The 14,827-nt window shown below is 50.9% G+C and carries 11 protein-coding genes; 3 read left to right on the top strand and 8 right to left on the bottom strand.

From position 1 onward, the window contains the following. Positions 1-15 precede the first annotated feature (15 nt). The 3 genes from J8X26_RS15290 to J8X26_RS15300 all read right to left on the bottom strand — a co-directional run bounded on the left by J8X26_RS15290 (position 16) and on the right by J8X26_RS15300 (position 3,425). A complete protein-coding gene (locus J8X26_RS15290; protein ID WP_152325742.1) occupies positions 16-1,689 on the bottom strand; it encodes a bifunctional diguanylate cyclase/phosphodiesterase in 1,674 nt (557 codons plus the stop codon). Between the two features lie 190 nt (positions 1,690-1,879). After that, the gene (locus J8X26_RS15295) at positions 1,880-3,013 is read right to left on the bottom strand and encodes a diguanylate cyclase (protein WP_208951313.1); all 1,134 of its coding nucleotides are present in this window, start codon (positions 3,011-3,013) and stop codon (positions 1,880-1,882) included. Positions 3,014-3,155: 142 nt separating this feature from the next. Continuing rightward, positions 3,156-3,425, bottom strand: coding sequence for a hypothetical protein (locus J8X26_RS15300; RefSeq protein WP_152325744.1), 270 nt, complete (start codon positions 3,423-3,425; stop codon positions 3,156-3,158). A 305-nt stretch (positions 3,426-3,730) separates the two neighbouring features. Between J8X26_RS15300 and J8X26_RS15305 the strand changes: the two genes are divergently transcribed. After that, positions 3,731-4,762: an AraC family transcriptional regulator gene (locus J8X26_RS15305; RefSeq protein ID WP_152325745.1), complete on the top strand. Its 1,032-nt coding sequence runs from the start codon at positions 3,731-3,733 to the stop codon at positions 4,760-4,762. Between the two features lie 164 nt (positions 4,763-4,926). Then, on the top strand, positions 4,927-6,822 hold the full coding sequence (locus J8X26_RS15310; RefSeq protein WP_208951314.1) for a diguanylate cyclase domain-containing protein: 1,896 nt from the start codon (positions 4,927-4,929) through the stop codon (positions 6,820-6,822). A 97-nt stretch (positions 6,823-6,919) separates the two neighbouring features. Here J8X26_RS15310 and dtpA read toward each other — a convergent pair whose 3' ends face one another. From dtpA to sapC, 5 genes are all read right to left on the bottom strand, one after another. Next, positions 6,920-8,431: a dipeptide/tripeptide permease DtpA gene (gene dtpA, locus J8X26_RS15315; RefSeq protein ID WP_152325747.1), complete on the bottom strand. Its 1,512-nt coding sequence runs from the start codon at positions 8,429-8,431 to the stop codon at positions 6,920-6,922. 583 nt (positions 8,432-9,014) lie between these two features. Next, positions 9,015-10,217 carry a peroxidase-related enzyme gene (locus J8X26_RS15320; RefSeq protein ID WP_208951315.1) on the bottom strand — a complete coding sequence of 401 codons (1,203 nt, stop codon included), beginning with the start codon at positions 10,215-10,217 and terminating at the stop codon, positions 9,015-9,017. 251 nt (positions 10,218-10,468) lie between these two features. Then, positions 10,469-11,278 (bottom strand): putrescine export ABC transporter ATP-binding protein SapF, encoded by an 810-nt coding sequence (gene sapF, locus J8X26_RS15325; protein ID WP_152325749.1) that lies wholly within the window; start codon positions 11,276-11,278, stop codon positions 10,469-10,471. Next, a complete protein-coding gene (gene sapD / locus J8X26_RS15330) occupies positions 11,278-12,270 on the bottom strand; it encodes a putrescine export ABC transporter ATP-binding protein SapD (RefSeq protein ID WP_152325750.1) in 993 nt (330 codons plus the stop codon). The genes sapF and sapD overlap by 1 nt, the downstream gene beginning before the upstream one ends. Further along, complete coding sequence (sapC, locus tag J8X26_RS15335) at positions 12,270-13,160, bottom strand: putrescine export ABC transporter permease SapC (protein WP_165056933.1); 891 nt, start codon at positions 13,158-13,160, stop codon at positions 12,270-12,272. Before sapC ends, sapD begins: the two co-directional genes overlap by 1 nt. Positions 13,161-13,333: 173 nt before the next feature. On the opposite strand from sapC, the gene J8X26_RS15340 reads away from it, so the two are divergent. Next, positions 13,334-14,524: a site-specific integrase gene (locus tag J8X26_RS15340; RefSeq protein WP_208951316.1), complete on the top strand. Its 1,191-nt coding sequence runs from the start codon at positions 13,334-13,336 to the stop codon at positions 14,522-14,524. The last annotated feature ends 303 nt before the right edge of the window (positions 14,525-14,827 follow it).

The following is a 14,827-nucleotide window of genomic DNA, read 5'->3' on the forward strand; positions in this document are numbered from 1 at the left end:
TTATGTTTGCGTGTTTTATGTACCGGCTAACATATCCATTTCGTTACTCAACAAACTATTTAACACTTCGACGGTCACGGGACGCGAAAAAAGATAGCCCTGGAGATGCGAGCAACCTGCTGAAACCAGGAAGGATTTTTGCAGCTGATTTTCCACACCTTCCGCAATCACGTTGAGATGCATTTTATTGCCGAGCTGAGAAACCGCCGTCACGATGGCGGCCGTATCATTCACTTCTGTGACGTACTGCACAAATGAACGGTCGATTTTCACGCTGTCCACGGAGATATCTTTCAGCAAACTCAGGCTGGAATAGCCTGTGCCAAAATCGTCCAGAGAGATTTTAACGCCCAGTTTGCGCAGTTTCGCCAGCTGACTGAGGCTGTTTGCATTGGCGTTCATGACTGACGTTTCGGTCAGTTCCAGCTCAAGCCGTGAAGGCGGGAAATCCTCTTCTTCCAGCACGGCCAGAAAACGCGGCCCGAAATCCGGCTCTCCGAGCTGCACGGCAGAAACGTTAATTGCCAGATTGAGCTGCTCAAAGTTTTTGATATCCCGGCAAGCCTGTCGCAGGACGATTTCACCCAGCTGAATCACCAGCCCGGTTTCTTCCGCAAGCGCAATAAACTGCACCGGTGAAACCTGCCCGAGCACGCCGTGGTTCCAGCGGGCGAGGGCTTCGACGCACACCACTTTTTCGTCGCGGCTGCGCAAAATCGGCTGATAGACGCAGGACAAATCCCCGTCTTTTGCCAGCGATTCGGCCAGCGCTTTCACCATAATGCGTTTACTTACGCTGCTGGCATCGAGCAGTTCAGAATAGAACGAGAACATATTTTTGCCGCGCTGCTTGGCTTCCAGCAAGGCGGTATTGCCCCGGCGCATAATTTCACCAGCGGTAATATTCTCGGCACCAAACATCACAATGCCGAAAGAAATGGTGATCATCGGATTGGCGCGCGTCAGCGTAAACGGCTGGCGCATCATCACCAGGATTTCGAGGGCCAGATTATTGGCCATTTCGCTGGTCGGGCTGTTACGCAAAATAATGGAAAACTCGTCGCCACCAATCCGGGAAACCGTACCGTTATTACCGACTTCGTTACGCAGACGCTGGCCAAATTCACATAAAATTGCGTCTCCGGCCTGATAGCCGTAGGTATCGTTGATGTAATTAAAGTCGTTAAGATTTAACAGGAAAAGGGCGCAAGGCTCGGGGCGGTACATTCGCTGTGCGGCAATCTGGCTCAGTTCTTCACTCAGGGCGGTCCGGTTCGGCAAACCGGTTAACACATCGTGGCGGGCAAGATAACGGATCTGCGCTTCTGAACTGCGCAACAGGGAAATGTCCATAATGGACGTCAGAATAAAATGGCGGGTCTCCAGCGTAACGCGGGACTTACGCACCAGAACACTACGACGCTTACCGGAAGGATCCACCAGCGTTTCTTCGTTTACCGTCTTTTCGCCGGTGACCAGCACTTCAATATCCCGCTCACGCTGACGGGCTGCCTGCTCAGGATCGGTAAAAAACGAGACGTCCTGGCCGATCAGTTCTTCACGTGTGCGGCCATAGAACTCACTGGCTTTTTGATTCAAAAATACCAGTTTGCGTTCGTCGTCTTTAAGTACCGTCGCTTCGGGAAGAGCATCAAGAACTGCCTGGCATATCGCAATATCAGTAAGCATGAGTTAAATACCCCGAGCAGGAAATGAGTGTGTTCTGGCAACATTTTTTAGCCAGTAACCTCATCAGGTTGTTTTTGCAATTATTACTCACATTTTGATGAGATTATTACCGTTGTTATTAAATTTGAAAATTCAATTGGTTATCACGCCCTAAGTAAGGTATTCGATATAATGTTCGGGTGAATAACGATCAACTCAGTTCAATCCGGTTCTTACCCGCAGATTTAGCCCGATACAAAGCATGATCTGCCTGGATCAATAAGTGAGAAATCGTGTCCTGATGAAGATCGCTGAACGCAATACCCACGCTGACCGTCATTGGAATATTATGCTGTGAACTTTGCGCCAGCCGGGAACGAATCGTTTCTGCCATTTTTATTGCCTGTTCTTTAGGCTGGCTTGTCAGGCAGGCAAATTCTTCACCGCCGATACGGGCAAATACATCTTTCTTTTCCAGCAGGGAATTAACGATGCTGCAAAAGAAAATAAGCGCGGAATCACCGCCTGCATGACCGTACTGGTCATTCAGTTTTTTAAAATTATCCAAATCAAATAACATCAATTGCAGCGGTAAGGTGCAGTTTTTACGCTTTCTGATCAATTCGTTACCAAATTCCAGAAACGCGCGACGGTTTCCAACTCCAGTGAGCGGATCCCGCAGCGAAGCCAGTTTGTAGCTCAGCTGTCCGCGTTCATACACCATGGCAAGAATGATAAAAGTCAGGCAGATGGCGTAAAGAATCGCTTCGAAAATGAGTATAGCGAAGAACCCGCTGCTGTGACGTCCGGCCATTTCGGCGTAAGGTAAGCCGTCATCAAACACCGGCCGCATCAGATAGAATCCCGCATGAAACAGGCTAAGCGGCAGTGCAGGCCAGAACGTAACGTTCAGCTGTCTGCGGACATGCCACAGCTCCACGGTGGTCATCAGCGTATACGCGGCGGTCAGTATGGATGTCAGCAAAATCCGCTGAGAAAGGCTGTGATAGAAATCCGGAGAAAGGCAGAAAAATGCCCAAATCAGTGGCCCGGCAAGTACGCCAGGCAGGATAATACGGCGGCCCGTAAATACCCTGACAGCTGACCACATAATGCCATAACAAAGCAATATCAGCAGGTTACTGAACAGAACCGGAATAATATCGTTCACATCTGAGCGCATACTACTGAGCTGTGTTCCCGCCGTAGCGAAAGCCAGCATGAGCGCCATCAGTCCGAGCGTCGGATCCCTGCGGCCGCCGATCCACGCAAAAAGCATGACGCCGGTCAGCAGAATGAGAATATAAAGTTCGAAAATAAATAACGTGTAAACGTCGAGATGCATAAATTGTATGAGTTGTTATTCGCGGGTATGCCAAATGTTATTTTGGCCGATTATCAGGCCGGAACAGAAACACTTTCGTGAAAATTAGGAATTTCTTTATGAAAGGAATAAAGGAAGAACAGCTAAAACCGACGAAACAGGTTCAGAGCTGCTTTTTTGTGCCGAATTTGGCGTCCCACTCGCGCCGGTAGCTACGGGATTGTTTTCTGCCTTTCAGCCATAAATAGGTACATACCACGCAAACACCCGCTGAGAAGACGATATTACGCATGTCCTGATCGTAGAAAATGACCAGTACACAATCGAGTGCCGCCACGATAGCGAACCATTTATGCATGTGCACCTGCCGGCGGGTTTCTGCATTCAGGCGTTTGAGCTGACGTCCTTCATCCAGGACTTTTCGTTTATCCATCGCAATTTCCTGGTGGGAGTGAGTTAAAAGCGTTGTCGTGCATCTTAAAAGAATAGCAAATCACAAAAATGAAAAGCTTCAAGGCGATATTAACTGATTCAAAAATAATTATCGCGGAGTAAACACTGGAGCAATCGAACGAATAACCACGCTTATTGACTGATTTCACAGTCTTTTGCCTGGACTTGTCGGACGCAGAAAATAGACGTTTTTGGTGAAAAAGTATTACCAATTGCTGCTGAGCATTGATTTCTCAGTATGACGTAGATTATCGTTTCGGAATAATCTTAATTTTCGGTGAGATAATGAGCGATTCATCATCACGAAAGATCGTTGACGGTGCCAACATTTATCAGGACTTCGAAACCCGTTTTTACGAATGGGAAGACGGGATGTCCAGCGCCGGCTTTAAACTGGAACTGCCGGATCGTCACCGCGAAGAGTTTGACTGGGGCGTCACCGGCTACAATTTTGGCCGCGTCATCGGCGGCGTACTGACGGTCAGCGAGCACGACATCAACCGGCAGTATGGAAACTTGTTTTCGATGCCGGATCACATCGTAATCTTTATCGTGATTGCAGGCGGGATGTCGTGCCAGTGTTTTGGTGAACGTTTCGAATTAATTCAGGGCGATATCCTGATTCAGGATATGTCGCAGCCCATCAAGATCCACGTTTATCCTGGTGAAAGTAAGCCGCGTCTGGGCTCGTATCAGTACATTATTATGCCCAAGCACAGCCTGCACTTTAATGTTGATATAGCCTCGCTGCATGGCAAGCGTATTCCTGCGGCCTCGCCGGTAAACATCATTTTGCGTAACCACTTTGCGACGATGGTGCAGGTTTTTGATCAGATGACGGAGCAGGAAGTGCTCAGCACCGGAGAAGGCGCTGCCTCGGTGTTTTTACAAACGCTGCATCTGGTGGCGGGTAAAAAAGTTGAACATCCGTTTGAGCAAAGCGCACGGCTGGAAAGGATCTGCCTCTACATTGAGAAGCATCTTAACAAGCCCATCAGCATTGACGTCTTATGTAAAAACTTCGCCATTTCACGATCCGGGTTGTACCGGTTATTTGAGCCGCTTGGCGGTATTGCGCAATTTATCCGCAGCCGTCGTCTTCTGCTGGCAAAACGTTTATTACGCACATCTTCGATGTCGGACCAAAGCCTGGCGGCCATTGCACGCCATTGCGGTCTTGAACTGAGCGCGCTGCGCCGGTACTTCCATGAGTTTTACGGCACCACGCCATCAGAGATGCGGGAGAAATATCGCCGCGACTCAGAACAATCCGGACAGGCTGATGCCACGCATGTGAACTGGGTCAGTTCACTTTAATGGTTGATTTGTCGAACCTTGTACAAAATTTGTTAAAATTATACGCATTTCGTGATCTGTCACTATTCTGAATTTTGCCCGTGAAGGGCGGAATCTGGGCCGTTATTCCGGTTAAACACAGTAGACTTGGTGGAATATTCACCAGTAATCATTGAGAGTGCATTATGTTAGTCCCTCAACAGGCAGTTGATGAACAAGCTCGTCTTGCCATACTGGCTTCTCTGGGCATAGTAGATTCCCCCAGAATTGAGGAAATCGACCGCATCACACGGATGGCAGCCCGCCAGTTTCAGGCGAAGGCGGTCGTTGTTTCACTGATCGATGCTGACCGGCAATGGTTTTTGTCACACACCGGTGTTGATATCAATGAGTCTCCCCGCGATACCTCGTTTTGTGGCCACACTATTCTCCAGCAATGTCCGCTGATTGTCCGGGATGCGCGGCTGGATTTACGCTTTCACGATAACCCGCTGGTGGTCGGTGATCCCCACATTGTCTTTTACGCAGGCTGTGCGCTGTACTCAAAAGAGGGCGTGGCGCTCGGTGCGTTGTGCCTGATTGACGACCGCACGCGGGAGTGGAGCGAAGAAGATCAGCAGACGCTGACGGACATGACCGCGCTGGTACAAAGCTACATCTTTCACCTGGAAAACCGCCAGTACACGGCGCGGGTGGAAGACAACCTCGCCAAAAGCGAAGCCTTATTTGAGCAGACGTTTGCCCACGCGGCGGTCGGTTTCTCTCTTGTCGGGCTGGACTGGCGCTGGTTACGCATTAACCCTCAGGTTTGCAATATGCTCGGTTACGCCGAATACCAGCTGCGTACCTGCTTACTTCACGATGTTACCCATCCGGACGATCTCTACGCTGAAAACATCCTCGTACCGCGCCTGCTGTCGGGGGAAATCAACAGTTTCAGCGTTGAAAAACTGCTCCAGCGCGCTGACGGCGGCACGCTTTGGGTTACGCTGACGGCATCTCTGGTACGTAATATCGCCGGTGATGCCCACCACTATATCGTCGTCATCAGTGATATCACTGAACGTAAGCATATCGAGCAGGCGCTTTATTCCTTACAGGAAGATCTGGAACGTCGGGTGGCAGCGCGCACGCACGAGCTTCAGATGGCGATGGACCAGCTCCATCAGGAAATAGCGCAGCGTCTGACTCGTGAACGCGAGCTGACTGAAAGTAAAAACCGCCTCAGGGCCATAACCGATAACATTCCGGCCTTGATTTGCCACGTGGATTCCAATGAACAATATACGTTTGTGAACCATTTCCACGCGAACTGGTACGGCGTGGAAGAAAATAAAGTCAACGGGCAGCAGGTCAGGGATGTGGTGGGGTACGAGAGTTACGAAAAAATTCAGCCGTATATCCGGCAAGTTTTGCAGGGCATGACGGTCAGCTACGAAATTGAATTGCCAGATAATTCACGTCACGGCAAGGGCGGCGTTTTGCACACCACGCTAATCCCATGTGACGATGTGCGTAATGGCTACTACGGCCTTTCCACTGATATCAGCGAAATCAAAGAACTTCAGGCACAGCTTGAGTTTGAGGCCAATCATGATTCACTGACCGGATTACCTAACCGGCGCGCGTTCCAGCAGTCACTGATTTTTGCCGCAAAACAACAAGAAAAAGCAGATAAGGACATCGCATTACTCTTTTTAGATATTGATAATTTTAAAGCTTACAACGACACCTACGGGCACGAATTTGGCGATCTGATCCTGAAGTTTTTCGGCCATACCTTACGCGATAATCTGCGTTCACAGGACATAGTGGCGCGACTGGCTGGCGATGAGTTTACGGTTTTACTCGGGCATCTGGTGAACACCGAAAATGATGTCAGCCGGATTTGTATCAGCCTGATGAGCGCCTTACACTCCATCGAACGGGTGGCCGGTGTGCCTGTGGCGTTGTCGGCGAGTATCGGTGTGGCGGTCGGGCGGGCGCGCCAGCCTCTGTTACCGGATACGCTAATGGCCAGAGCCGATGCGGCAATGTACCGTGCGAAGCAGGGCGGGAAGGGGCGTTATTACTTAGGATAAAGAGTATTTAGGATAAAAAGTATTTAGGGCAGGGAATTGAGCACAAAAAAACGCTTCCCGAAGGAAGCGTTTATCAACACGGTAGAACGTTCTGCAATTACTGAGCAGAAGCCAGTTCCGGTTGTTTTTCATCAGTTTCACGGTCAAGCGTCATACGGTGCAGTTTAGATGCGGTAACCAGCATCAGTACGGCAATTACGGCAGTCGCGATACCAATTTGCAGGAACACGTGGCTGTAGATTGCCAGCGAAGCGTGTGCATCATCGATATCCGCAGGAACCGCGGTCAGGTTCGCCACATAGCCCGCGATAATCGCAGCCGCGGCGGTCGTCAGGAACCATGCGCCCATGATGAAGCCCATCAGACGTTGTGGAACCAGTTGTGCCACCATCGCCAGACCCAGACCCGAAATCATCAGCTCACCGATACTCTGCAACGCATAGCTCAGTACCAGCCAGTTAACCGACACAATCCCATGTTCGTTGGCGAGGCTTGCACCCCACGGGAGCACCAGGAAGGCACCTGAACACAGCACCATACCGATCGCAAATTTATGCGGCATTGGCATACGGTCGCCTACTTTGGTGTAAACAGCTGCCAGAATCGGGCTGGCAACCATGATCCAGAACGGGTTCAGCGCCTGGAACTGCTCAGGCTGGAAGCTGATACCCAGCAGATCGTGTCCGACGTTATGAATAGCGAAGAAGTTCAGAGAGGTTGGCATCTGGCTGTACAGCACGAAGAACACCACCGCTTCCATCATCAGCAGGAACGCCACAATCATCTTACGGCGTGCGATGCCTTGCATGGCGAAGGTTTCTTTCGCAAACACAATGATGATACCGACAGAAACCACACCCAGAACCATACGTGCGATGGTTTGGTTATGCAGCAACCAGCTGGAAACAAACACCAGCGCCACAACGCCAACCAGCACCATCAGCAATTTTTGGAACTGAAGCGGCGCGAAGTCTGGTTTTGAGCCCTGACGTTTCACCCATTTGCGGCAGAACAGGAAGTTCACGATAGTGATCAGCATACCGACGACGCTCAGGGAGAACGCGACGCTCCAGCCATACTTCGCGGCCAGCCAAGGTGTGGCGAGCATAGAGAAGAATGAACCGATGTTGACCGACATGTAATACATGGTGAATGCGCCATCAAGACGCGGGTCATCTTTTTCGTAGCAGGTAGAAAGCAATGAGGATGGATTTGCTTTAAACAGGCCGCTGCCGACGGCGATAGTCGCCATACCCAGATAAACCCAGAATATTTCGTGGCCGGAATACGCAACGAAGGAATAACCCAGCGCCAGCACGATCGCACCCAGCACGATCACGCGTTTCGATCCCAGCACTTTATCGCCCAGCCAGCCGCCGATAGCCACGAAGCCATACACAAGCGCACTGAATGAGGAGAAGAGGGTAATGGAGTCAGCTTCACTCAGGCCAAGCATTTTGACCAGGTAAACCGCCATGATCCCTTGCAGGCCGTAGTAACCGAAACGTTCCCACAATTCTATGGAGAAGATCAGATAAAACGCTTTTGGCTGTTTGAACGCGTTCAGACTCACGCTTTCATTATTTGGTGTTTTGTTTGCAGTTGACACTCGTACCTCTGTTTATTCCTTTCGCCCGTGAATGGCGAAAACGCATAAGTGGCGCGAAATAAGCACCCTTTGCATTGTTATAAGATGGGATGACGGCAGGTAATGTTCACTATCTTCGTAAATGTGGCAAGGAGTTTGAAATGTATCGTTACATTTAACTTATCCGTCCTGATTAAACTATGTTCGAAATGTTATGCAGAATTAACGTTTATGTTTTCTAAATAGACAATGTGAAAATGTTGTATGAATAATAATCCGGAAGTGTGATTTGTATTTGTTTTACCGGAAAACTTATAAGCGGATTCATTGGCTGGAAAATAGTGAATATGCAGTGAATGTCTCTGGTTTTTAGCGGTTGTTGCGGGGTTTTATGAATCAAAGCGTGGTGGGTGAAGCTGTGACCAGAGCAGCAAATAACCTGATGTGATCTGCCTCTCGTTTTAACACTAAATTTCCGATTGAAAATAAGATTAGTACGACTTATGGCGGTTAGAAGGCGAAGGTATTTACATTTGATGGATTCGGCAGGCAAATATCCTGCCGAAAAGGAGGGGTAAAGCATGAATGAAAAACATACCCTGCATTACCTGTTAAGCGTATCGCCCAACGTCTGAATCAGACGATTCGACCAGCTGAACAGCGCTGCGGTCAACAGGATATCCAGAGATTGTACGGCACTATAGCCTGCGTCAGACAAACCGTGCAGACGGCGTGCGTCAAAACGTTCTGGTGTACGGGTTAACGTAATCACGGCTTCGAGCAACGCCGCTTCTTTGGCATCTGCCCGTTTTTGCGAGACAAAATCAACGGCGTCATCACGATGGCTTTCTTTAAACAATTCCTCGATCAGTGTTTCACTTCCGCCCGCTTCCAGATAGAGACGGCCGTGGATCCCCGCGCAGTACAGACAACCGTTTAACTGCGAGGTGGTCACCGCTGACAACTCGCGCCACGCGGCTTTCGGGCGTTCGCCAGCCTGCATAATATTATTGAATACGGCCGAGAATTCGCTCAGCGCATCGGCGTCGTGTACCAGCAGCGTATAGAAAGAAGAAGAACGGGCATCCGGTGCGATCAAATCCAGCACATCCTGCTGGTGACGGCTGGCGGTTTCCGGCACTACTTCCGGCAAACGCGACGTCCATTGCAGCATCGCCAGTGAGAACCCTTTTTGCTCGCGACCTTCCGGCGACGGGAATCCTGGTAATACAGCCGCCGCGCGGCCACGCAGACCGTTCAGAACGGCCAGTACGCGCGCCTGATAGCTGACAAAACCAATGAGCTGCGTGAACGTGACAATATCGCGTGTGCTCAGCCCGACGTCGTAAAGCTGACTGAGCATCGGTGCAGTAATTAACGTGGGTTGCGTGGCAAGCAGGCGGGCGAACTGGGTAATGTGGGTCTGGCGGATGTTACTTTCACGTGAGGCGTCGGGGCTGGACAGGGGGGCGAGGCGGGCAGCGTAATGGCTACAAAGACATTGGACGCCGCTCACCTGCGCGACAGTCAGCGCGCTGCTGAGGCGGTCATATAACGACAACGTTTCGGTGCGTGAAACGCTCAGGCTGTCCGGAAAGAGCACCTCGTAACAGGCGCGGGAAGCGCGCAGCAAACCCTGGCGGTCGTTAATCAGCGGGCGAAGCGTCGGGTCGAGCTGGTTTTCCAGTCCGAGTAAAAAGCGATCCTGAATCAACGCGGCATGAGGATCGAGTGGCAGGTGACCATACTGGCTGGATTGTGTTTCGTGATACCAGCCGCTGTGCGCGGCCTTGCGTTGTTGTTCCATGATCGGGTCCTTTGCTTCAAGCCTGTCACTCAGGCGAATTTACAGACCCTATCCTTGCCGATACCGCTGTCGAGATAAAATAATGTTAAGCGATAAATCATAGCGAAATGGAATAGAAGACCGTGAATATTCCAGATGAAAGGATTTCGGCAGACGTTTTATCGACATTTTGTGAAATTAGAATCATAAAAAAACCGGCTCAGGAAGCTGATGCCGGTTTTAGTGCCAGAAAGGCGTAAGGATCGTCTGTGTCAGTTCCCGTCGCGACGCCAGGCATCGGCAGTTAATGCCTCGCCAAAATGGCTGGAGATGAGCCGTTTGGTGAGATCATGAAGCGGTGCGGCGAGCACTTCCGCCGTGTTTCCCCGCTCAACCACCTCGCCTTCGTGCATCACTAGCACCTGATCGCTGATGTGTTTCATCATGCCCAAATGTTGCGTCACGTAAATGTAGGAAATACCCTGCTTTTCCTGCAATTCGAGCATCATGTTGATGATTTGCGAGCGCATAGACATATCAAGCGACGCCAGCGCTTCATCGGCAACAATCACTTTCGGTTGCAGGATTAAAGCACGCGCCAGTGCGACACGCTGCTTTTGCCCGGAGGCCAGCATATGCGGGTAATAAAACGCGTGGTCCGGCAACATACCCACCAGCCGTAAAGTCTGGTTGATACGCTGTTCGCGCTGCTGGGCATCCATCTCGCTGTTAAGGCGCAGCGGTGCTTCAAGCAACTGGCCGATGCGCTGACGCGGGTTCAGCGACGTACTCGGATCCTGAAAAATCATGCGAATTTGCTGGCTGCGGAACCGGTAATCGCGAAATTCCAGCGGATGTTCATCAATCAGGATTTCACCGCCGCTCGGTTCAACCATGCCCGACAGCATCTTCGCCAGCGTGGATTTCCCCGAACCGTTCTCACCAATAATCGCCAGCGTCTGTTTTTCACGCAACGTAAAGCTGACAGGCTTCACGGCATCGAGATCCATCTTGCGGAACAGGCCGGTGCGATAACGGAACGTTTTGCTCAGGTTGCGGACTTCAAGCAAGGTCTCGCCCATTATTGCTCCTCCATATTCAGCGGAAAGTGGCAGGCAAATGCGTGCGTTTTTGCCAGACGAAGGCGCGGCGTTTCAATGCATTTTTTCTGCGCATAAGGGCAGCGTGGCCCCAGACGACAGCCAATCGGCAAATGCTCCAGCGAAGGAATGGCCCCCGGCAGCGTATTCAGACGGCTTTTATGCGGCAGCGAACGGCCAAAGTCCGGCATCGCGCGGATCAGCGCCTGCGTGTAAGGATGATGCGGCGCAGCCAGCAAGTCTTCGCACACCGCACTTTCGACGGTTTGTCCGCAATACAGCACGTTAATGCGGTTGGCCCATTTGCTCATCATTTGCAGGTCGTGGCTGATGAGCAAAATGGTCGTGTTATTGTTCTGATTAAGCCGCGCCAGAAGGCGGAAAATCTGCGCCTGTGTGGTCGGCTCCATGGCGTTGGTCGGTTCATCCGCAATCAGCAAACGCGGCTGATTGGCCAGCGCGATGGCAATCATTACTTTCTGACATTCGCCTTCGGTCAGCTCATACGGATAGCTGGCCATAATGTCTTTATGATCTTTAATCCCGACGCGGTGCAGCAGCTCAATGGCGCGTTTTTTCCGCCATTTCCAGCGCTGATACCAGCGGCCTTTATACGTCCAGCCGGGAATGGCCTGAATCAGCTGGCGGCCAATGTTTTCGGAGGGATCCAGACAGGACTGCGGTTCCTGAAAAATCATCGACACGTTCTGCCCGACCAGCTTGCGTCGTTCGCGCGGGGACAGCGTCAGCAGATCAATATCATCAAAACGCATCCGGTCAGCGGTAACGCGCCAGTTGTCTTTGGTGACGCCGCAGATGGCTTTGGCAATCAGGCTTTTGCCTGAACCGGATTCGCCCACCAGCCCGCGAACTTCGCCGGCATTAAGCGTAATGCTCACGCGATCGACGGCTTTTACCGGGCCTTCGGCGGTCATAAATTCGATTGTCAGGTTACGGATATCAAGTAACGGCATTATTCCACCCCTGCATTAATCGCCCGGCGCACACCATCACCCAGCAGGTTGATCAGCAGCACGCTGATAAGGATTGCTGCACCCGGCAGCATCACTGTCCAGGGCGCGACATAAACCAGCTCCAGCGAATCGCCGAGCATCGCTCCCCATTCTGGTGAGGGAAGCTGCGCCCCTAAATCCAGAAAACCTAATGCGGCAATATCCAGAATGGCCATCGACAGCGCGCGGGTAAATTCCGTCGCCAGTACGGCCACAATGTTTGGCAGCACCGCGTAACGCAGGATTTGCCAGGTCGATGCACCGTCCAGACGCACGGCCACCACGTACTCTTTTTCCAGTTCGTCATGCACGGCGCTGTAAATCGTACGGGAAATACGCGGCAAAAGCGCCAGCCAGACTGCCAGCATAGCGTGTTCAAGTTTCGGGCCGATAAAGGCCACGACCACAATCGCCAGAAGCAGGGAAGGGATGGACAGCAGCGTATCGAGAATATGGTTGAGGATCGCTGATTTCAGCCCGCGCGTGATGCCCGCCAGCACGCCGATAATCACGCCGCACAGTGACGCCGCGAGGGTAATCACCAGCGCACCGCCGATGGTCGGTGCCGCGCCGGTTAACATCCGGCTGAGTAAATCGCGGCCTAAATCGTCGGTACCGAGGAAGAATGAAACGTTCCCGTAGCGCGACCACGACGGCGGCAGCAACTGGTAACCGAGGAATTGCTGATCAAGTGCATACGGCGCCAGCAGATGCCCGAAAACACACAGGAACAGCAGCCCAAGCACACCGTAGAAGCCGATCATCGACAGCGTATCGCGATAGAAAATCCCCCACGTATGACGCAGCGGGCTGGGAACCTGTTTTTCACGGTATACGTTATCGAAGGGCATATGCTTCTACTTGAGTTCTTTTGACTGTGGTTTGTGTTGATTTATTTTCATTAATCATTTCATTGCCTTAAATCGCATTCATGCTTTGTTCTGCTTTACCATGCTTTAGTTTGTGTGGCTTCAATTTATGACTTTTGTGTACAATCTTGTGTATATGAAAAGGAGTATACACATTGCTTACAGATACCAAACTTAGAAAGTCACTTGGAAAGCGCCGAGACAAAGTAGAGGTAATTTCTGATGCGCATGGACTGAACGTCAGGCTTTCAATTTCCGGAGCAATAACCTTCTTTTATCGCTACCGCTGGGATGATAAGCCCGTACAGCTAAGCATAGGTGATTATCCTTCTATAACACTGTCGCAGGCAAGGGAACGTAGACAGCAATTTCGTGCTTGGATTACTGAGGGTTACGATCCCCGCCGCCAGGTTAAGCTGGAGAGACAACAAAAAACCGAAGCTCTCACAGTAGAAGAGGCCTTTACCTATTGGGAAACCTATTACTGTAAACCTGAAGGGATAGTCAAAATAAAGGTAAATCGCCAAAACTATGAGAATCATGTCAAACCCGTCCTTGGAAACATAATAGTCAATCAGACGACAAAATCACACTGGCTCAGTTTGTTCGATCAGATGGGAAGGCGGGTTGTGACTGGCGATGTTCTTGGTTTAATGCAACGAGCTTTCCGATTCTGCTCTAACCGTGATGTTATAGATATCAATCCACTCGAATCGTTGAAGCGATCGGATGTTGGCCTGACAGCTGCAATGAAAGACAGAAAACTTTCAGATGATGAAATTAAGGTTCTTTGGGATGCACTGGAAGGAATGCCCGCGTCCCAGCAGTTGGTGATCCGATTTCTTTTGATGACGGGTTGCAGGACTGCTGAGATAAGAACGGCTAAATGGGAATGGTTCGACTTTAAAGAGAAGACCTGGACTATCCCAGCGGAAGATTATAAAACAGGCAAAACAGTTCGTCGGGCGTTGCCTGACAGTGCTATTTATCTACTTAAGCAGCATCAAAATTGGTCCGTAACGAAGCATGTTCTAACGCCACCTCATTTTAAAAACCGTGAGGATAAGCCACCCTCCCAACCACGAGTTGCAGCGTACTCTGCACAGGTGATTAGCAAAACGGGAATGAATAATTGGTCTCTTCATGATTTGAGGAGAACGGTTGCGACACGCCTTTCAGAACTCGGCGCGCCGCCCCACGTTATCGAGAAGCTACTCGGCCACCAGATGGGGGGCGTTATGGCTCGTTATAACCTTCATGACTACCTGGCAGATCAGCACCAGTGGCTGACTGTGTGGCTTGAACATCTGGAGAAAGTTGTTGGCCGGCCACTGGCGCCGCATTAACTTCCTGCTCCCACTTCAGCACGTCTGATGTTCTCCAGCGCTTCGGGCTACCGCCAATGGCAGGCAGTGGGAAGGGGCGCTTGAAGCTTGCGGGCATTCTCTCTGGCGTGCTCCAGAAGTAAAGAGTGCTGCGTGAAATCTTGTAGCGAGATAAAACATCGCTGGTCAGCATGATTTCATCAGTGGCTGCATTATTGGTATTTGCGGTATTCATCTTACACAGCTCCTATTGCTTTCTGGACTACCCGACAACCCCGTTTCCGGGGCTTTTTAATTGGCTCTATCTTCACTGGCGCTACTTGT

It is taken from the genome of Rahnella sp. ChDrAdgB13 (assembly GCF_017655185.1).
Classification (GTDB): domain Bacteria; phylum Pseudomonadota; class Gammaproteobacteria; order Enterobacterales; family Enterobacteriaceae; genus Rahnella; species Rahnella contaminans.